Origin of the sequence: Sulfuricella denitrificans skB26 (assembly GCF_000297055.2) — a bacterium.
In the GTDB taxonomy this organism is placed as follows: domain Bacteria; phylum Pseudomonadota; class Gammaproteobacteria; order Burkholderiales; family Sulfuricellaceae; genus Sulfuricella; species Sulfuricella denitrificans.
On sequence record NC_022357.1, the window covers coordinates 387,590 to 406,182 of the forward strand.

Below are 18,593 nucleotides of genomic sequence, written 5' to 3' on the forward strand. Positions count from 1 at the left end.
GAAAAATTGAGCTGTTGATAATTTGAGAATGGTGCCTTAGGGCGTGTTCAGGAATGCAGCATTTCAGCTGGTTAAATGCGGCTGTGGCACTAAATTAAAGGGTTTGGTATGTCGGCACAAAATTCTGGTAAAGGCTGGTGGGCGGCGCTGCGTAGCCCTAGCGCCCGTTATTCGTTGTTGACGCTGCTAGGCGGAGGGTTCGTCGCGGGTATCATTTTCTGGGGTGGTTTCAACACCGCCATGGAGGCGACCAACACGCTCGAGTTTTGTCTTTCCTGCCACGAGATGAAGAATACCGTTTATCAGGAATACAAAACAACCATCCATGCCTCGAATCGCACCGGCGTGCGCGCAGTCTGTTCCGATTGCCACGTGCCCAGGGACTGGATTCACAAGATGCAGCGCAAGATTCAGGCGAGCGGGGAAGTGTGGGGTAAGCTGACGGGCAGTATTGATACCAAGGAAAAATTCGAGGCCAAGCGGCTGGAATTAGCGAAGCACGAATGGGCGCGTATGAAGAATTCGGATTCGCGTGAATGCCGTAACTGTCACAGCTATGCAGCGATGAATATGGAAGTGCAAGACAAGACCGCCAAGAAGAGGCATGCTCAGGCCGCAGAACCCGGCTCTGGCAAGACTTGTATAGACTGCCATAAGGGTATTGCCCATCACTTGCCCAAAGGTGCGGAGGAATAAGTATTGCATCGGGTCTGATTCAAATGCGCCAACGGTAGAAATGTTTGAAGGGGATATGCCCGGACGACGTCTCATGATTGATGATACTCGGGGAGCTCGTGCTCCCCGAGGTTTTCTGTAGGGCAAAATTTAGCGTTTTTGTTTGTTTCTCATTCGATGGTTATTAAATCATCCCTTAAAAAGGAAAAGCGATGAAAAGATCTCTGATTGCTGTGTCTGCATTAGGCTTGGTTATGGTGGGTGCCGCTGGAAATGTATTCGCTGCCGATGCGAGCCAAGCCCCTGGCAAGAAAATCATGGTGTTCTACCCGGGCAGTTCGGGCATGGAATGGATTTTGACGGGTACCGAGCACGGTGGTGCTAAGGCTGTCAAAAAGGGTGAGCCGTGCACTGGCTGTCATGTAGACGAGAAAACCGGGATGAACGAGTCGGCTGAGATCGGCACGAAAATCCTTTCTGGGGAAAAATCCAAAAATACGGCGCTCGAACCGAATCCCATCAAAGGGAAACCGGGAAGCATTCCCGTGAATGTTCAAGCCTCCCACGACACCAACAATCTGTATCTGCGTTTTACCTGGAAGAATACCGGATTCGATAGCGGTAACAAGATGGATGCCGACAATCCTGTCAAGCTGGCAGTGATGCTGGAAGAAATTGGCAAGGTTGACTACGATTCAACCGGCGGCTGCTGGGCGACCTGCCATACCGATGCGCGAACCATGCCAGGTGTTAAGGACGACAAGAAAACGAAATACGTCACTGGCGGCGATGTGGCTGCTGGCAAGTTCTTCGATATTTTTCAGTTCAGAAGTGGCAAGGGCGAAATGGCTGACGGCTACATCGCAGATAAGCGCGTGATGGAAGGTGGTAAGGCCCTGCAAGAAGCCAAAGGTGAACTGAAGGGTGATACTTGGACGGTAAGTTTCACTCGCAAGCTTAGCGGTGGTGCGGGAGATGTGGCGCTGCAACCCGGCAAAGAATACAATTTTGGTTTCGCTATTCATGACGACCATACTGCTGGCCGGTACCATTATGTATCCTTCGGTTACACGCTGGCGCTGGACAACCCGAAAGCCGGGATTAATGTGGTAAAACAATAAGTTATTATGACCTTGGGGCGGAGGTTCCCGCTTTCATTCACCTTCTGGCTAAGTTAAGGTGGAACTCCGCTAGCTTTGCGCGGTCATCCCTGTTTAAAGATGAGGTAGTGAATGATGACGATGAAGAGCATAGCGTTCACCATATCAAAATCTCTTGCTGTTGCTTTGGTATCGGTCTCTCTGGCCAATGCCGGGGAAGTGGTAGAGATCAGCATCGAGAAAATGAAGTTCGAGCCACAGCAAGTCAAAATCAAGCCCGGCACCACGGTCAAGTGGGTCAACAATGAAAGACGCAACAACCATTCCGTCTTTTTCGAGAAGGAGGGTTATCCTGAGTCCGAGCGCTTTTTCCCCGGAGAGTCCTGGCAGCGCACATTCGACAATCCGGGCACTTACCCTTACCGGTGCGGCCCACATCCGGAAATGACCGGGGTGGTGGAAGTTGGGGAATGAATTTAGAGCCAGGCGAGCTTGCTGGATCGGGCTGCTGACGCTTCTTCTCTTTATTTACCCAGAGTCAACTTGGGCCGATCCGGCAAGTAGTGGTAGCGTTAACGTGCCTGCACCCGCACGTCGCGCGGAATTGCTCAATCTGATCCGCCAGGACTGCGGTTCCTGCCATGGCATGAAGCTGACTGGCGGACTGGGTCTGCCGCTCACGCCCGACGCGCTTAGCGGTAAATCATCCGAGGCGTTGCAGCAAACCATTCTATATGGGCGCGGCGGCACACCAATGCCGCCGTGGGCACCCTTCATGACCGAAGACGAAGCCAGTTGGATAGTAGACACCCTGTTGAAAGGACTGCCCTGAAATGAGCAAGCTGACTGTGATGCCTTTTTTTCTCCTGCTGATGTTTTTGCAAGGCTGTGCTTCCATACCACTGCGCGGAACCGGCGACCTTGGTGTGGTGATCGAGCGTGCCGTGGGCAGTATACAGGTGGTGGAAACCACTGGCCGTACTCGGCTGGGGAAAATTGACGGCCTGGGCGACCTGTCCCACGCCTCGGTCAATTATTCACGCGACGAGCGCTATGCTTATATTTTTGGCCGCGATGGCGGCCTGACCAAGGTTGATTTGCTCGAAATGCGCATCGTCAAGCGTGTGATGCAGTCAGGCAACAGCATCGGCGGTGCTATTTCTCAGGACGGCAAGCTGGTTGCGGTGGCCAACTACACCCCCGGTGGCGTGAAGGTGTTCGATGCAGTTACACTCGAACTGGTGGCCAATATCCCAGCGCTGGATGATAACGGCAAGTCGTCCAAGGTGATTGGGCTGGTGGATGCGCCAGGCAACCGTTTTGTGTTCAGCCTGTTCGAAGCCGGTGAAATCTGGCTGGCCGACCTGCGTGTGCCGACCAAACCCGCGTTGACCAAATTCAAAAATGTCGGCAAGGAACCTTATGACGCGATGATTACCGCCGATGGTCGCTATTATCTGGCCGGGCTGTTTGGCGAGGATGGGTTGGCGCTGCTGGATTTATGGGATCTGAAGGCAGGTGTGAAGCGGGTGCTGGACGGCTACGGCAAGGGTGAGCAGAAGCTGCCGGTGTACAAGATGCCGCATTTGGAGGGCTGGGCGGCGACCGGGAACGAATTGTTGGTGCCGGCAGTGGGGCGGCACGAGGTGCTGGTCATCGATCAGGGTAGCTGGAAAGAAGTGGGCCGTATTTCTGTTCATGGACAGCCAGTGTTCGTGGTGGCTCGGCCTGACAATCGACAGGTATGGGTAAATTATGCATTTCCTCACAATGAGGTGGTCCAGGTGATTGACGTGCCAAGCCGCACTATAGTGAAAACGTTGCAGCCCGGGAAAGGGGTGCTGCACATGGAGTTCACGCCCAGAGGAGAACAGATATGGATTTCGGTGCGCGACGAAGACCGGGTGGAAATTTACGACACTGAAACGTTCGAAAAGGTGAGCGAATTGCCTGTGGATAAGCCTAGCGGCATTTTCTTTACGCCACGAGCTCACCGGACAGGATTGTGATAGCAGAAAATGATCGGTAACTTGACTTAGAGCAAGGTTCGCACCGAACGCCTGATGCAAACTACGTCTACCAATGTGGACTGTAAAACCCAAATGACTGATCTCGAGCTCCATCTTCTCAATGATTACCAGCGCGATTTTCCGCTGGTGCCGGCGCCTTTTGGCGTGATTGCTGGACGTCTGGGTGTGAGCGAAGCCCTGGTGCTGGAAACGCTTGCACAGCTTCAGGAGCGCGGCGCGGTAAGCCGGGTCGGGGCGGTATTCCGGCCGCACAGCATAGGCGCCAGCTCCCTTGCCGCAATCGCGGTTCCCGCTGGCGAACTCGAAGAAGCGGCGCGGTTGATCAGCAGCTACGCCGAGGTAAATCATAATTACGAACGCGAGCATCATTACAATCTGTGGTTTGTTGTTGCCGCCACCGATGAGACGCGGGTGCGCGAGGTATTGGCCGAGATCGAACATCGTACCGGCTGCCCGGTGCTGCATTTGCCGATGATTGAGGACTACCATATCGACCTGGGTTTTGATCTGGTGCAACCTCATGAGGGGCGCCGCACAGGAAATCGTCGCGCGCCGAGCAGGGATATGCTGCGGCATACAGTTGCTACAGCGGTACCACAGCCGTCTGAAACCGCTCTGATTGGGGCGGTTCAGCAGGGACTGCTGCTGGTGTCGCGCCCCTTTGCCAAGATAGGCGAGAGTATCGGCCTTTCTGAAAGCGAAGTGATCGCCGGCTTGGCACAGCTTCAGGATCAGGGCGTAATCAAGCGCATAGGGGTGGTAGTGCGTCACCACGAACTCGGCTATCGTGCCAATGCAATGGTGGTATGGGACATCACGGATGATCTGGTTAGCGCGTTGGGACATTGCATCGGCAAATTCGATTTCGTCACCCTGTGCTACCAACGGCCACGGCGCCTGCCTGCCTGGCGCTATAACCTGTTCTGCATGATTCATGGCCGGGACCGTGACGAAGTGTTGAGTCTGGTCGCGCAACTGGAGGAACAATGCGGCCTCCATGATGTTCCCCACGAAGTGCTGTTCAGCCAGCGTCGTTTTAAGCAGTGCGGTGCCCGCTATGTGGTCAACGGACAAGAAACTGCCTACCCTGCCCAGCTCAGTGCGGTCAGCGGGGGTTGAGTTTGTCGATGGATGAGCTGGATCGGGCGATTATCAATGACTTGCAGGGCGGATTCCCGATCAGCGAACACCCCTTTGCCGAGGTCGCGGCGAGGTTCAATATTGCCGAGCAGGAACTAATTGCACGCATAGCCAGTCTTCTGGAAAATAAAGTTTTATCCCGCTTTGGCCCGATGTACCACGCCGAGCGCATGGGCGGAAGCCTGAGCTTGGCGGCGATGAAAATCCCTGCTGAAGACTTTGAACGAGTAGTGGGAATCGTCAACGCGATGCCGGAGGTTGCGCACAATTACGCACGTGACCACATTCTCAGCATGTGGTTCGTGCTTGCTACCGAGACACCGCAGGCCCATGCGGAGGCATTGAAAAGGATTGAACGAGAAACCGGGTATGCGGTCTACGATATGCCGAAGATCAAGGAATATTTTGTTGGATTGCAGCTTAAGGCATGAACTTGGAATCCCCGATCGACGAGATTGACCGGCAGATCATTCTTGCCACTCAGTCCGGCCTGCTTCTCGAACCGCAGCCCTATCTTGCGGTTGCCCGGCTGGTGAGCGTTTCCCCTGAAGAGGTGATGGCTCGCATGCGCCGCATGCTCGAAACTGGCATGATCCGCCGCATCGGGGCTGTGCCTAATCATTACGCATTGGGCTACAAGGCGAACGGAATGACGGTGTGGGATGTGCCGGATGAGAAGGTTGATGAACTCGGTGTACGGGTCGGGGCGCTGGATTTCGTCAGCCATTGTTACCAGAGGCCACGCCATCTGCCGGAGTGGCCCTACAATTTTTTTGCCATGGTACATGGCCACGACAAGCCCGAAGTGGAGGCGCAAGTACATCAAATCGCCGAACTGCTGGGTGAGGCCGATCGCGGCCATGAGATTCTTTACAGTACGCGCATCCTGAAAAAAACCGGGTTGCGCATCGGGGGTTGACCATGTTTCGTATTTCCCAATTCATGCAGGAAATCGCTCATCCCACCTCGCTCGGGCCCAAGCGCAACCCGCCCGGACCGGTGGTGATCTGGAATTTGATTCGGCGCTGCAACCTCACCTGCAAGCACTGCTACTCCATTTCGGCGGACAAGGACTTCCCCGGCGAGTTGTCTACCGACGCTGTTTACACCGTGATGGATGATCTCAAGCGCTTTCGCGTTCCGGTTCTGATCCTGTCCGGCGGAGAGCCTCTGCTGCGACCAGATATCTTCGAAATCGCCCACCGTGCCAAGGCGATGGGTTTTTATGTCGGCCTGTCGAGTAATGGAACCCTGATTGACGAAAGCAATATCGACCGCATTGCCGCTGTTGGATTCGATTACGTCGGTGTCAGCCTGGACGGCATTCAGGAAACTCACGACAAGTTCCGCCGCATGGAAGGGGCCTACGATGCGTCCATGCATGGCATTCGTCTGTGCAAGACGCGTGGCATCAAGGTGGGCATCCGTTTTACCCTGACCCAGGATAATGCACACGATTTGCCGGGCCTGCTGCGATTGATGGAAGAAGAAGATCTGGACAAGTTTTACCTGTCGCACCTCAATTATGCTGGGCGGGGCAACACGAACCGCAAGCATGACGTATTCCACCAGGCTACCCGATCGGCGATGGATCTGCTGTTCGATACCTGCTGGCGTTATCAGCAGGAAGGCCAACACAAGGAATTCGTCACCGGCAATAACGACGCCGACGGGGCTTATCTGCTGTTCTGGGTGCGGCAGAATTTTCCTCATCTCGAAGATCATATTCGAGCCAAACTGGTGCAGTGGGGGGGGAATTCGTCCGGGGTGAATGTCGCCAATATCGACAATCTCGGTAATGTCCACCCCGACACCATGTGGTGGAACTACAATCTCGGCAATGTGCTCGAAAGGCCGTTCTCGGAAATCTGGATGGATACTTCCGATCCGATCATGGCTGGCTTAAAGGCTCGCCCGCGCAAGGTTGGCGGACGCTGTGGCGAGTGTAAGCACTTCGACATTTGCGGCGGCAATACCCGGGTGCGCGCCTGGCAGGTGAGTGGTGACCCGTGGGCAGAAGATCCGGCCTGCTATCTTGATGATGAGGAAATCGGCCTCAGTGAAGGATGTCTAGTAAATGAATAAGGCCCCGATTTACCGCTTCGCGGTTAAATGTTTTGTTTTCTTATCGATATTGATGCCGTTGGCAGCCCATGCTGCGCCCGACGTGCAGAAAATTTATGGTGAGCATTGTGTTTCCTGTCACGGCAGTGATCGGTTGGGGGGAATCGGACCGGCATTGCTGCCGGAAAACCTGGCGCGACTGCGCCGCCCGGAGGCTTTTAAAACCATCGCTGAGGGACGCAATGCTTCGCAGATGCTGGGTTTTTCCGACAAACTTTCCAAGGACGAAATTCAGGTGTTGGTGGATTTTATCTACCAGCCGTTAGCCAAGGCGCCGGTGTGGGGTGCAGACGAGATCATCACCTCGCACCTCCAGCATGTACCCTCTGGGAGTCTGCCGGGAAAGCCAGTGTTTGAGGCAGACCCGTTAAATTTGTTCGTTGTGGTGGAAGTGGGCGACCACCATGCAACCATCCTGGATGGGGATAAATTTGAGCCGATCTATCGTTTTCAGACCCGCTTTGCCTTACATGGCGGTCCGAAGTTCAGCCCGGATGGGCGCTTCGTCTACTTTGCCTCGCGTGATGGCTGGATCAGCAAGTTCGACATCTACAATCTGAAAATGGTGGCGGAAGTGCGCGCTGGTATCAACACCCGCAACCTCGCCGTATCCGGCGACGGCAAGACGGTACTGGTGGGTAACTACCTGCCGCATTCCCTGGTGTTGCTGGATGCGGAGGATTTGACGCTGATCAAGGTGATTCCCGCCCAGGATAAAAATGGCATAAGTTCGCGCATTTCCGCGGTGTACCAGGCCGAGCCGCGAGGCAGCTTTGTTGCCGCACTCAAGGATGTCAAAGAAGTATGGGAAATCTCCTATACGTCCAAAGATTTTCCGATACGCCGCATTCAGGTGGAAGATTATCTTGATGATTTCTTTTTCGACCAGTCCTATCGACACTTGATTGGCGCGACGCGTGGTGGGCAGAAAGGACAAGTGATCGATCTTGACTCTGGCCGGAAGGTAGCGGAGATTGATCTGCCTGGCATGCCGCACCTTGGATCAGGCATCACCTGGGAATATCAGGGCAGGCCTGTGATGGCCACGCCCAACCTGAAAGAGCCAGTGGTAAGTGTGATCGACATGAATACCTGGCAGACCGTGAAGCAGATCAAGACGCTGGGGCCGGGCTTCTTCATGCGTAGCCACGAAAATACACCCTACGCTTGGACCGACGGTTTTAACAGTAGCAATCCTGCGAGCCGAGATGCCATGCACATCATCGATAAGAACACTCTGGAAGTGGTTCGGATTCTTCGCCCGGCACCCGGCAAAACTGCAGCACACGTCGAGTTCACGCGGGATGGCAAATATGCATTAGTGAGCATATGGGAAAACGATGGGGCACTGGTGATCTACGATGCAGCCACCCTCAAGGAGATCAAGCGGTTGCCGATGAACAAGCCTTCCGGCAAATATAACGTCTACAACAAGATCACCCGCTCGGAGGGGACCAGTCATTAGCTACTGCTGCTGGCCGTAATCACCATAATCGCGTAGTTTTTTCAAATCGAGGATGGCGACATCCTTGCCTTTGACGCTGATCAATCCAGCGTTGGAAAGTTCGTGCAGGACGCGGGAAAAGGTTTCCGGCGAAATGTTGAGGCGTGATGCGATCACGGTTTTGCTGGCGGTCAGGTTGATGTGAAGATCATTGCAGCTATCGGCATTGTCACAGTCATGTTGCAACAGGTAGCCGATTATCCGCTGGGTGCAGGAGCGTAAGCTGTAACCTTCAACGTCGCCGATCAGACTGTGCAGTCTGCTGCTAAGCCCGGCCAGCATCTTGCGGCAGAAGATCGGGTCGCGTTCAATTCCATCGAATACAGCTGTTCTGGAAATATGCAGCAGAAGTGAGTCGGCGAGCGCCTGAGCATAGACTGGATAGGGCATACCCATGAACATCACCGCTTCCCCGAAGGTTTTGCCGGGACCAACCAGGTGCACCACCTTTTCCACGCCCTGCGGCGATGAGAACGCTAGTTTCAACTGGCCGTGAACCACGACGTAAAAGCCGTGTGACGGATCGCCTCGCTGAAATACTATTTCCCCGCGCGTAGCGTGCAATTCCCTGGTGTTTTTCGCGATCCGGTCGATTTCTTCCGGTTCCATTTGCTTGAACAGGGGGAGATTGGCCAGGATTGCATGAACCTTGGTGCTCAAATCATTTCCTCTCGGGAGTTGGTCGGTTTTGTTATAGGTTAAGCAACAGAAAATACTACCTATTTACATAGAGGAATGCAATTTTATGCTGTTTGCGCGCCCATAAAATTTAATTTGAAAACGTCTCGATATATTTGATCTATGTCAAGGCTGGGTATGTCGTTTCCGCGCAATCTTATTTCCACGATATTGAAGTGGGAATTCGCTCTGTGACAAACGGCATTAGCCGCGCTCAATTTATCCGCGGAAATTTCAGAGGGTCTAAGCAAATAATTCGTCCACCCTGGGCGATGGCCGAACTGGATTTTGTGGAGGCATGCACCCGGTGTGGTGACTGCGTCGGGGCTTGCCCCGAGAAAATCCTGGAAACGGGCCGGGGCGGTTTCCCACAAGTGAATTTTTCCAAAGGCGAGTGCACGTTTTGCGGTGATTGCGCAGGGAAATGCAAAAGCGGGGCCTTGAACAAGCGGGCTGATGATGCACCCTGGTTATTGAAAGCTATTATCGCTCCATCCTGTTTGGCCCTGAAGCAGGTGGTGTGCCGTACCTGCGGCGAGGTCTGCCCGATTGGCGCCATTCGCTTCAGAATTTCTGTTGGGGTTGTTGCCCGGCCCGAAGTTGATTCCGTAGCCTGCACCGGTTGTGGGGCGTGTTATGGGCCATGCCCGGTTTCCGTCATAACGATTGGTGAGATTCTTGTGGAAGCAGCTGCTTGATCGATTTTTAGAGAATTATGTTTTTTTGCGAGGAGGCCTGAAATGAAGTTGACGCGACGGGAGTTTATCAAGACCAGTGCAGTGGCCGCGACGGCTGTTGCGGCCGGTGTGACGGTGCCGGGAGTGAAAGAGGCGCTGGCGGCCGCCGGTGGCGATGCCGGGGTTAAATGGGACAAGGGTGTATGCCGCTTCTGCGGTACTGGTTGTGGCGTGCTGGTGGGCACCAAAGACGGCCGTGTGGTGGCGACCCAGGGTGACCCGGATGCGCCGGTGAACCGGGGCCTCAACTGCATCAAGGGCTATTTCCTGTCCAAGATCATGTACGGCAAGGATCGTCTGACTTCGCCGATGTTGCGCATGAAAGATGGAAAATTCGACAAGAATGGCGAGTTCTCACCAATTTCCTGGGATCAGGCATTCGATGTCATGGCCGAGAAATGTAAAGCCACGCTCAAGGCCAAGGGCCCGACTGCGGTGGGAATGTTCGGTTCCGGTCAATGGACTGTTTGGGAAGGTTATGCTGCCTCCAAGTTGTACAAGGCCGGTTTCCGCTCTAACAATATCGACCCTAATGCCCGCCACTGCATGGCGTCCGCCGTGACCGGCTTCATGCGCACCTTCGGTATCGACGAGCCGATGGGCTGCTATGATGACCTGGAACACGCCGATGCCTTCGTATTGTGGGGCTCCAACATGGCCGAGATGCACCCGATCCTGTGGTCGCGTCTGACCGACCGGCGCTTGACTGGTAAGGATGTCAAGGTTGCGGTGCTTTCTACTTTTACCCACCGCAGTTGCGAGCTGGCGGATATAGAGTTGATTTTCAATCCCCAGAGCGATCTGGCCATCCTCAATTACATCGCCAATTACATCATTCTGAACGGTGCGGTGAACGAGGAGTTCGTCAAGAACCATGTCAATTTCGCCAAGGGCGCAACCAATATTGGTTATGGTCTGCGCCCCAACCACCCGCTCGAACAGGCTGCAACCAACAACGGTTACCCGGGAGCCGATGGCAAGCCCAAGGGCGACCCTAATGCTGCGTCGCCAATTACCTTCGACGAGTTCAAGAAGTTCGTTTCCGAGTATACCCTGGATAAAGCTCATGAGATCTCGGGCGTGCCCAAGGACAAGCTTGAGGTGCTGGCCAAGCTGTATGCTGATCCCAAGCGCAAGGTGGTGTCCTACTGGACCATGGGTTTCAATCAGCACACCCGCGGCACCTGGGTCAACAACATGATCTATAACGTGCACCTGCTGGTCGGCAAGATTTCAGAACCGGGCAACGGTCCGTTCTCCCTGACCGGCCAGCCTTCCGCTTGCGGTACCGCTCGCGAGGTGGGCACTTTCTCCCACCGCCTGCCCGCTGATTTGGTGGTGATGGATCCCAAGCACCGCGAGATCGCCGAGAAGATATGGAAACTGCCAGCTGGCACCATTCCGGAAAAGCCCGGTTTCCACGCCGTGTTGCAGAACCGCATGCTCAAGGATGGCAAGCTCAACTTCTACTGGGTGCAGTGCAACAACAACATGCAGGCCGCGGCCAACATGAACGAGGAAACCTATCCCGGCTACCGCAACCCGGCCAACTTCATTGTTGTTTCCGATCCGTATCCGACACTGACGGCTATGGCGGGCGACCTGATTCTGCCTACAGCCATGTGGATGGAGAAGGAAGGCGCTTATGGCAATGCCGAACGGCGCACACAGTTTTGGCGCCAGCAGGTGAAGGCGCAAGGCGATGCTAAGTCCGATCTGTGGCAAGTAATGGAGTTCTCTAAACGCTTCAAGGTAGAAGATGTGTGGCCAGCCGATCTTATTGCCAAAATGCCGGAATACAAAGGTAAGACCCTGTTCGACGTGCTATATGCTAATGGCCAGGTGAACAAGTTCCCATTATCGGAACTGCAGAAAGGTCATCCCAACTCTGAATCCGAACATTTCGGTTTCTATGCGCAGAAAGGGCTGTTCGAGGAATATGCCTCGTTCGGCCGTGGGCATGGCCACGATCTGGCTGATTTCGAGCAATACCACAAATCTCGTGGCATGCGCTGGCCGGTGGTGGACAACAAGGAAACGCTGTGGCGGTTCCGCGAAGGCTATGACCCCTATGTGAAGAAAGGGGAGGGAATCCGGTTCTACGGCAAGCCGGATGGTAAGGCGGTGATTTTCGCGCTGCCCTACGAGCCGCCGGCTGAATCTCCGGACAAAGAATACGATATGTGGTTGTCTACCGGTCGCGTGCTGGAGCACTGGCACTCCGGTTCCATGACCCAGCGCGTGCCGGAGCTGCACAAGGCATTCCCGGACGCGTGGGTGTTCATGCATCCGGATGATGCCAAGAAACGCGGTTTGAAGCGCGGCGACGTGGTGAAAGTGGTCAGCCGTCGCGGGGATGTGGTGACGCGCGTGGAAACTCGCGGACGCAACAAACCCCCGGTCGGTTTGGTGTTTATCCCATGGTTTGACGAAAGCCGTTTGGTGAACAAGCTGACCCTGGATGCAACCTGCCCAATTTCTAAGGAAACAGACTACAAGAAATGCGCGATCAAGGTCGTCAAGGTTTGATCCTTGGCAGGGGGAGTGGCAGGCAACTTGAGTCCCTCCTTCGTCAGACATGATGATGCACTCAATAGAGGCAGACTTTGAAAGTTAAACTCCAAAGGAGGAATTTAATATGGCAACGCGCTATAAGCTGATCATGACACTTGCCGCCGTGGCATTGTCGACAATATTTTTCGCGTCATGCGCGACTACACCCGTGGAAAAACCGCAAGCCCTGCGGCACAACCAGATCACTATGGAGGACCCAGCCCCGGCTTTGCTGGCATATCAGGGCAAAACACCGGGTGAGCAGGAAAAGATCGCTCGCAGCTACGAGCAGCAGCCGCCGCTGATCCCGCATAAGATCGATGGCTACCGTATCGACTTCAAGGTGAACCGCTGCCTGGAGTGCCATGACCGTCCGTTCTATAAGGAGGAGCAGGCACCCAAGATCGGCGACAGCCACTACCGCGACCGCGAAGGCAAGGAACTGACGCAAATCTGGATGGGGCGTTACAACTGCAACCAGTGCCATGTTCCGCAGACTGATGCACCACCTCTGGTGAGCAACACTTTCCAGTCAATAAAAACCGGGAATTGATGAGAAATCTAGTGTGGTGCTTTACTTTTGCATGCTATAAATAAACAGCACTCCTCCCCTTCATGGGGAGGTTCCTTCTCTTAATCCAATTACTGACTGAAGCGCTACATCTAGAGTACCCGATTTGATAAATTCATTTTTCCGGAGGGGGTTGAAAATTGATACTGGGTTAGGTGGGTATGCTTGTGATATTAATGGCGCCACGAGTGGCCCTGACACACTGACATGTCATTATGTCATCACGACATGTCAGTGTGTCAGGGCGGTTGGGTGAATTCCGTTAAATTCTTATTCAAATCATGGTTATGGGTGTTGGCACATTAATTGCTAAAACCCTTTGGTTAGGTAAGCTTGTTTAGGCACGTAATTTACGTAGCAAGATGTTGTAAACCAGGAGTGGCAGGGAAGTTTTGAAATTCTGAGTAAGGCACCGCAGGTGCGGTTAGTGACGATGGAAATAAATAACCTAATAAATGGAGGAGCAATGGAACGCAAACTGATCAAATTTGTTTTGCTTGCGGGAGGGCTTGCTGTTAGCTCGTCGCTATGGGCGGCCCCGTCCACCCCCGCAATGCTGTCTAACACCTGTTCCGCTTGTCATGGGCAATTCGGCCAGGCTGTTGGCCCCAGCATTCCCACGCTGGCGGGACAACCTGCGTCATATATTGCGGATGCTATGAAGCAGTTCAAGTCCGGTGAACGCACGGGTTCCGTCATGGGACGCGTGGCCAAGGCCTACACTGACGATGATTTCAACGCCATGGGTGAGTTCTTCAGCCAGAAGAAGTTCGTGCGCTATCCGCAGAAAGTGGATGCCGCCAAAGTGGCCAAGGGCAAGGAACTGCACGAGCAGAATTGCAAGAAATGCCACACGGAGGGTGGGCGTGAGTCCGAGGATGGAGGCGTGATTGCTGGTCAATGGAGCGAGTATCTGCACATTACCATGGATGATTTTGCTTCGAAGAAGCGTGCGATGCCGAAGAAGATGGCGGAAAAATTCGAGGGTCTGAGCAAGGATGATCGCGACGCCTTAGTAAACTTCTACGCTAGCCAGCAATAACTCAGGAGGAAAGAGAATATGTCGAATATGGACCGCAGGAGTTTTATCAAGTTGCTGGGCGCAGCGACTGGCGTGGGCTTGGCGGGTGCCCCCTTTATTACTTCGGCCGCTGAAATGCTGCCGAAAAAAGGGCGCCGCGTGGTGGTGATTGGCGGCGGCTATGGCGGCTCGATTGTCGCCAAATATATCCGCATCAATGATCCCTCCATCGAGGTGGTGATGATCGAGCGCGACAAGAAGTTTGTGTCCTGCCCGTTCAGCAACACCGTCATCGGGGGTTTCCGCGATATCAAGGACAATACCATCACCTACGAAAATCTGGCTGCCAACAATGGCATCAAGGTGGTTTACGACGAAGTCACCGCTGTCGACACTTCCGCCAAGAAAGTCGTAGTGTCCGGCGGTACAATCAGTTATGACCGTCTGGTTCTCTCTCCCGGTATCGATTTCCGCTTCGAGGAAATCGAGGGTTACGATCCGGTGGCTACCCCCAAAGTAATCCCCCATGCCTGGAAAGCTGGTGAGCAGACCCTGCTGTTGCGCAAGCAGCTGGTAGACCTGCCCAAAGGCGGTACGGTGGTGATGTCGATCCCGGTGACCCCGTTCCGCTGTCCGCCCGGACCATACGAGCGGATCAGCATGATGGCCTGGCACCTGAAAAACCACAATCCGACCGCCAAAATCATCGTGCTCGATGCCAATCCGGATATCGTGTCCAAGGGCCCGCTGTTCAAGAAAGCCTGGGCCAAGCACTATGAGGGTATGATCGACTACCGGCCAGGTAACAAGGTTACCAAGGTTGATAACAAGAAGCGTAGCGTCGACACTGGGGTGGAAGAAATCAAGGGTGACCTGGTCAATCTGGTGCCGCCTCAGAAGGCCGGTATGATCGCTCACAAGGCCGGTGTGGTGGGCGAGGACAAAAAATGGTGCCCGGTCAACCAGCTAAGCTTCGAATCGACCCTTGCCAAGGATGTGCACATTATCGGCGACTCCTGCATGGCAGGTGCCATGCCGAAGTCTGGCTACTCGGCCAACTCCCAGGCCAAGGTGTGTGCGACCAATATCGTGCAACTGATGAACGGCCAGGATTTGATCGATCCATCCCATACCAACGTATGCTACAGCTACGTTACCGAGAATGAGGCAATTTCGGTTGCGGCTGTGTACAAGGTGGCGGAAGGCAAGACCATTGCCGTGGCGAATTCCGGCGGTGTTTCGCCGGACTTGTCGGAGCTCGAGGCGATTTACGCTCGAAGCTGGATCAAGAACATCTTGCATGAGATGTCTTCCTGATCTGCACTGCAGCAAAATGCAAAAAGCCCCGCTTGCGGGGCTTTTTGCTTATATGAGCACCGTGTTTCAGGCGTGTCGAACGGCGAAGGTCTCGAACATCGCGCCGATGCGGCTGCATAACGCAGCGTCCAGTAGTTCCTGGGCTGGATAAGCGCTGACTGCTTCGTCGGCGCAACCTTGGGGACGGAACTCTTGTAGCACATAGTGCCTCGCTCCCAGTTCGCTCAATTCCTCTGCCAGTCTTAGCAGCGAATCAGTCGTGTGATATAGAGGGTGCACGGTGGTACGGAATTCATGCGAAACGCCGCTTTCCAGCAGCAGCTCAGCGCTCTTCCATGCTTTCACGCCGCTACCCGGTGTGGCAGTGACCCTGGCGTAATCATCGGTGGTGGCCTTGATATCCATTCCGACCCAATCCAGCACAGGAAGAAGTTCCTTCAGACGGGATGGATATGTGCCGCCGGTATGCAGCCCGATTTTGAAGCCGAGGTCGCGGACTTCGCTGATGGCGGACTGGAGGTCATCCTGCAGAGTGGGTTCGCCGCCGCTGAAAACCACCGCGTCCAGCAGGCCTTGGCGGCGGCGAAGAAAAGCCATGACTGCCGACCAATCGAGTTGTGCGTCACCGCGGGGGATTAGATGGGGATTGTGGCAATAGCCGCAGCGCCAGGGGCAGCCCTGGCAAAATACCACCGCCGCCAAGCAGCCGGGATAATCAGTGCTGGTCAGTGGGGTCAGGCCGCCAATTTGCATACGATCATTCATTCACTGGGTGAGGATAGACACGATGAGCTATGAGCAGCGAAAAATGCAAGAGCGGTTGAATGCTCTTGCATTTTTCGGGCATGCCGAAACTAAGCTGCTAGCTTGGCTCGGCATTCCTGGAAGAACTTGCGCTCATAATGCTCGCCTTTTTTCCCAACGTTGAACGAAGTCACTGGTCGATGGTAGCCCATCACGCGGGTCCACACTTCGCAGGGCTGGCGCTCATCATCGGTCAAAATAATTTCATCGCAATTAAGGTTGGTCTGGTTGGACAGGTCGGTCATGGTGATCTCCTTTAATTATGTTATAGGTGGTTGGTCAGGCTGCAGCCAATTTTTTGTTGCGTTTCTCAGCCAGTAATTCCTGGTCGCACTTCGGGCAGAACTTGTGCTCGCCGTCGATATAGCCGTGCGTCGGGCAGATAGAAAACGTCGGCGTAATCGTGATATACGGCTGACCAAATTTCTCCAGGGCGCGGCGCACCAGGGTCTTGCAAGCTTCCGCACTAGTGATGCGCTCGGTCATGTACAGATGCAGCACGGTGCCGCCGGTGTATTTTTTCTGCAGCACCTCCTGCCGTTCCAGTGCCTCGAACGGATCGTCGGTGAAGCCCACCGGCAGTTGCGAGGAGTTGGTGTAGTAGGGGGTTTCCTTGGCGCCGGCCTGGATGATGTCGGCGAAGCGCTTGCGGTCTTCCCTGGCGAAACGGTAAGTGGTGCCCTCTGCCGGCGTAGCTTCGAGGTTGTACATGTGGCCGGTTTCTTCCTGGAAGGCGAGCATTTTGGCGCGTACGTGATCAAGCAGTCGCACCGCAAAAGCATGACCCCAGTTGGTCGTGATGTCGTGCTCGTCGTGGCTGAAGTTGCGGATCATCTCGTTGATGCCGTTGACGCCCAAGGTGGAGAAGTGATTGCGCAGCGTCCCCAGGTAGCGTTTGGTATACGGGAACAATCCCGCATCCATGTGGCGCTGGATCACCTTGCGCTTGATTTCCAGACTGTTCTTGCCGATTTCCATCAGTTCGTCGAGGCGGCTTAACAATGCCTCCTCGTTGTTCTGGTAGAGATAGCCGAGGCGGGCGCAGTTGATGGTGACCACGCCTATCGAACCGGTCTGCTCGGCGCTGCCGAAAAGGCCGTTACCGCGCTTCAGGAGCTCGCGCAGGTCGAGCTGGAGGCGGCAGCACATCGAGCGCACCATGTTGGGCTTGAGCTCAGAATTGATGAAATTCTGGAAGTAGGGCAGGCCGTACTTGGCGGTCATCTCGAACAGCAGGGTGGCGTTTTCGCTTTCCCATGGGAAGTCCGGCGTCATGTTGTAAGTCGGGATGGGGAAGGTGAACACTCGCCCTTTGGCGTCGCCAGTCGTCATTACCTCGATGTAGGCACGGTTGATCATGTCCATCTCTACCTGAAGATCGCCATAACTGAACGGCATTTCCTTGCCGCCGACGATGGGGATCTGCTCGCGCAGGTCTTCTGGGCATACCCAGTCGAAGGTCAGGTTGGTGAACGGCGTCTGGGTGCCCCAGCGCGACGGCACGTTGAGGTTGTAGATCAGCTCCTGGATGTACTGCTTGACGCAGGAGTAGGGCAAATTGTCATTGCGGATAAACGGCGCCATGTAGGTGTCGAAGGAGGAGAACGCCTGCGCGCCGGCCCACTCGTTCTGCAGGGTGCCGAGGAAGTTGACGATCTGGCCGACTGCGGAAGACATGTGCTTGGGCGGTCCGGCCTCGACCTTGCCGGGAACGCCGTTGAGGCCTTCGTGCAGCAGGGTACGCAACGACCAACCGGCGCAGTAGCCCGCCAGCATGTCGAGATCGTGCACGTGGATGTCGCCCTCGCGGTGCGCCACGCCGACTTCCGGCGGGTAGACATGGTTGAGCCAGTAATTCGCCACCACCTTGCCGGACACATTGAGGATCAGTCCGCCCAGGCTGTAACCCTGGTTGGCGTTGGCATTGACGCGCCAGTCCATCTGGTCGAGGTATTCGTTGATCGAGCTTTCCACGTCCACTACTGTTTTACGGTCCAGGCGCAGCTTGGTGTGCTGTTCGCGGTAGACGATGTAGGCGCGGGCGGTCTTGAGGTGGTTGGCGGTGATCAGCACCTGCTCGACGGCATCCTGGACTTTCTCGATGTGGGGTGGTTCGGCACGGAATTTGTGAATCAGAACCTTGACCACCTGGGCGGTAAGCAGGAATGCTTCGTTGGCGTCGAAATCACCGGTAGCGGCGCCGGCCCGCTGGATAGCGGAACGAATTTTTTCAGAGTCGAACGGGGCTAATGTTCCGTCGCGCTTGAGGACACCCTTGGGAAGTGAAACCAGATTGATACTGCCACTTTCTAGTTGATTGTCTGCCATTGTTGCCCCCT

General features: G+C 54.8%; 19 protein-coding genes. 15 read left to right on the forward strand and 4 right to left on the reverse strand.

Annotation, left to right across the window (positions count from 1 at the left end):
- The first annotated feature begins 108 nt into the window (after window positions 1-108).
- The 10 genes from SCD_RS01820 to SCD_RS01865 all read left to right on the forward strand — a co-directional run bounded on the left by SCD_RS01820 (window position 109) and on the right by SCD_RS01865 (window position 8,534).
- Window positions 109-696: a NapC/NirT family cytochrome c gene (locus SCD_RS01820; protein WP_009206838.1), complete on the forward strand. Its 588-nt coding sequence runs from the start codon at window positions 109-111 to the stop codon at window positions 694-696.
- Window positions 697-887: 191 nt separating this feature from the next.
- Entirely contained in the window at window positions 888-1,796 is a 909-nt protein-coding gene (locus SCD_RS01825; protein ID WP_009206837.1) for an ethylbenzene dehydrogenase-related protein, read from the forward strand.
- A gap of 111 nt (window positions 1,797-1,907) precedes the next feature.
- Window positions 1,908-2,249 (forward strand): cupredoxin domain-containing protein, encoded by a 342-nt coding sequence (locus tag SCD_RS01830; RefSeq protein WP_009206836.1) that lies wholly within the window; start codon window positions 1,908-1,910, stop codon window positions 2,247-2,249.
- Between the two features lie 103 nt (window positions 2,250-2,352).
- Window positions 2,353-2,607 (forward strand): c-type cytochrome, encoded by a 255-nt coding sequence (locus tag SCD_RS16670; protein ID WP_009206835.1) that lies wholly within the window; start codon window positions 2,353-2,355, stop codon window positions 2,605-2,607.
- Between the two features lies 1 nt (window position 2,608).
- Window positions 2,609-3,784, forward strand: coding sequence for a cytochrome D1 domain-containing protein (locus SCD_RS01840; RefSeq protein WP_009206834.1), 1,176 nt, complete (start codon window positions 2,609-2,611; stop codon window positions 3,782-3,784).
- Window positions 3,785-3,877: 93 nt separating this feature from the next.
- Window positions 3,878-4,924, forward strand: coding sequence for a siroheme decarboxylase subunit beta (gene ahbB, locus SCD_RS01845; protein ID WP_009206833.1), 1,047 nt, complete (start codon window positions 3,878-3,880; stop codon window positions 4,922-4,924).
- An 8-nt stretch (window positions 4,925-4,932) separates the two neighbouring features.
- On the forward strand, window positions 4,933-5,376 hold the full coding sequence (locus SCD_RS01850; RefSeq protein ID WP_009206832.1) for an Lrp/AsnC family transcriptional regulator: 444 nt from the start codon (window positions 4,933-4,935) through the stop codon (window positions 5,374-5,376).
- Complete coding sequence (ahbB, locus tag SCD_RS01855) at window positions 5,373-5,864, forward strand: siroheme decarboxylase subunit beta (protein ID WP_009206831.1); 492 nt, start codon at window positions 5,373-5,375, stop codon at window positions 5,862-5,864. The genes SCD_RS01850 and ahbB (SCD_RS01855) overlap by 4 nt, the downstream gene beginning before the upstream one ends.
- Window positions 5,865-5,866: 2 nt before the next feature.
- The gene (gene nirJ, locus SCD_RS01860) at window positions 5,867-7,030 is read left to right on the forward strand and encodes a heme d1 biosynthesis radical SAM protein NirJ (RefSeq protein ID WP_009206830.1); all 1,164 of its coding nucleotides are present in this window, start codon (window positions 5,867-5,869) and stop codon (window positions 7,028-7,030) included.
- A complete protein-coding gene (locus SCD_RS01865) occupies window positions 7,023-8,534 on the forward strand; it encodes a nitrite reductase (RefSeq protein WP_009206829.1) in 1,512 nt (503 codons plus the stop codon). The genes nirJ and SCD_RS01865 overlap by 8 nt, the downstream gene beginning before the upstream one ends.
- Here the strand turns inward: SCD_RS01865 and SCD_RS01870 are convergent, their stop codons facing one another.
- A complete protein-coding gene (locus tag SCD_RS01870) occupies window positions 8,535-9,233 on the reverse strand; it encodes a Crp/Fnr family transcriptional regulator (protein ID WP_009206828.1) in 699 nt (232 codons plus the stop codon).
- Between the two features lie 209 nt (window positions 9,234-9,442).
- Here SCD_RS01870 and napF point away from each other — a divergent pair, with 209 nt between their 5' ends.
- The 5 genes from napF (at window position 9,443) to SCD_RS01895 (ending at window position 15,450) form a co-directional block, all read left to right on the forward strand.
- Window positions 9,443-9,949: a ferredoxin-type protein NapF gene (gene napF, locus SCD_RS16025; protein WP_173391744.1), complete on the forward strand. Its 507-nt coding sequence runs from the start codon at window positions 9,443-9,445 to the stop codon at window positions 9,947-9,949.
- A gap of 42 nt (window positions 9,950-9,991) precedes the next feature.
- A complete protein-coding gene (gene napA / locus SCD_RS01880; protein WP_009206827.1) occupies window positions 9,992-12,517 on the forward strand; it encodes a nitrate reductase catalytic subunit NapA in 2,526 nt (841 codons plus the stop codon).
- A gap of 109 nt (window positions 12,518-12,626) precedes the next feature.
- Entirely contained in the window at window positions 12,627-13,094 is a 468-nt protein-coding gene (locus tag SCD_RS01885) for a nitrate reductase cytochrome c-type subunit (RefSeq protein WP_009206826.1), read from the forward strand.
- Between the two features lie 484 nt (window positions 13,095-13,578).
- Window positions 13,579-14,154: a c-type cytochrome gene (locus tag SCD_RS01890; protein ID WP_009206825.1), complete on the forward strand. Its 576-nt coding sequence runs from the start codon at window positions 13,579-13,581 to the stop codon at window positions 14,152-14,154.
- An 18-nt stretch (window positions 14,155-14,172) separates the two neighbouring features.
- Window positions 14,173-15,450 (forward strand): NAD(P)/FAD-dependent oxidoreductase, encoded by a 1,278-nt coding sequence (locus SCD_RS01895; protein ID WP_009206824.1) that lies wholly within the window; start codon window positions 14,173-14,175, stop codon window positions 15,448-15,450.
- A 66-nt stretch (window positions 15,451-15,516) separates the two neighbouring features.
- Here SCD_RS01895 and SCD_RS01900 read toward each other — a convergent pair whose 3' ends face one another.
- The 3 genes from SCD_RS01900 to SCD_RS01910 all read right to left on the reverse strand — a co-directional run bounded on the left by SCD_RS01900 (window position 15,517) and on the right by SCD_RS01910 (window position 18,582).
- Window positions 15,517-16,203, reverse strand: a complete 687-nt coding sequence (locus tag SCD_RS01900; RefSeq protein ID WP_009206823.1) for an anaerobic ribonucleoside-triphosphate reductase activating protein — start codon at window positions 16,201-16,203, stop codon at window positions 15,517-15,519.
- A 101-nt stretch (window positions 16,204-16,304) separates the two neighbouring features.
- Complete coding sequence (gene nrdD, locus SCD_RS16955) at window positions 16,305-16,499, reverse strand: anaerobic ribonucleoside-triphosphate reductase (protein ID WP_009206822.1); 195 nt, start codon at window positions 16,497-16,499, stop codon at window positions 16,305-16,307.
- A gap of 34 nt (window positions 16,500-16,533) precedes the next feature.
- Window positions 16,534-18,582 carry a ribonucleoside triphosphate reductase gene (locus SCD_RS01910; protein ID WP_009206821.1) on the reverse strand — a complete coding sequence of 683 codons (2,049 nt, stop codon included), beginning with the start codon at window positions 18,580-18,582 and terminating at the stop codon, window positions 16,534-16,536.
- Between the last annotated feature and the right edge of the window lie 11 nt (window positions 18,583-18,593).

Excerpts from the sequence above, each read along its gene's own strand:
- SCD_RS01910 (WP_009206821.1), bottom strand. The coding sequence starts at position 18,582 with ATGGCAGACAATCAACTAGAAAGTGGCAGTATCAATCTGGTTTCACTT.
- SCD_RS01895 (WP_009206824.1), top strand. The coding sequence starts at position 14,173 with ATGTCGAATATGGACCGCAGGAGTTTTATCAAGTTGCTGGGCGCAGCG.
- SCD_RS01865 (WP_009206829.1), top strand. The coding sequence starts at position 7,023 with ATGAATAAGGCCCCGATTTACCGCTTCGCGGTTAAATGTTTTGTTTTC.
- SCD_RS01890 (WP_009206825.1), top strand. The coding sequence starts at position 13,579 with ATGGAACGCAAACTGATCAAATTTGTTTTGCTTGCGGGAGGGCTTGCT.
- SCD_RS01820 (WP_009206838.1), top strand. The coding sequence starts at position 109 with ATGTCGGCACAAAATTCTGGTAAAGGCTGGTGGGCGGCGCTGCGTAGC.
- ahbB (WP_009206831.1), top strand. The coding sequence starts at position 5,373 with ATGAACTTGGAATCCCCGATCGACGAGATTGACCGGCAGATCATTCTT.
- SCD_RS01830 (WP_009206836.1), top strand. The coding sequence starts at position 1,908 with ATGATGACGATGAAGAGCATAGCGTTCACCATATCAAAATCTCTTGCT.
- SCD_RS01885 (WP_009206826.1), top strand. The coding sequence starts at position 12,627 with ATGGCAACGCGCTATAAGCTGATCATGACACTTGCCGCCGTGGCATTG.
- SCD_RS01850 (WP_009206832.1), top strand. The coding sequence starts at position 4,933 with ATGGATGAGCTGGATCGGGCGATTATCAATGACTTGCAGGGCGGATTC.
- ahbB (WP_009206833.1), top strand. The coding sequence starts at position 3,878 with ATGACTGATCTCGAGCTCCATCTTCTCAATGATTACCAGCGCGATTTT.
- SCD_RS01900 (WP_009206823.1), bottom strand. The coding sequence starts at position 16,203 with ATGCAAATTGGCGGCCTGACCCCACTGACCAGCACTGATTATCCCGGC.
- SCD_RS01840 (WP_009206834.1), top strand. The coding sequence starts at position 2,609 with ATGAGCAAGCTGACTGTGATGCCTTTTTTTCTCCTGCTGATGTTTTTG.
- nirJ (WP_009206830.1), top strand. The coding sequence starts at position 5,867 with ATGTTTCGTATTTCCCAATTCATGCAGGAAATCGCTCATCCCACCTCG.
- SCD_RS01825 (WP_009206837.1), top strand. The coding sequence starts at position 888 with ATGAAAAGATCTCTGATTGCTGTGTCTGCATTAGGCTTGGTTATGGTG.
- nrdD (WP_009206822.1), bottom strand. The coding sequence starts at position 16,499 with ATGACCGACCTGTCCAACCAGACCAACCTTAATTGCGATGAAATTATT.
- napA (WP_009206827.1), top strand. The coding sequence starts at position 9,992 with ATGAAGTTGACGCGACGGGAGTTTATCAAGACCAGTGCAGTGGCCGCG.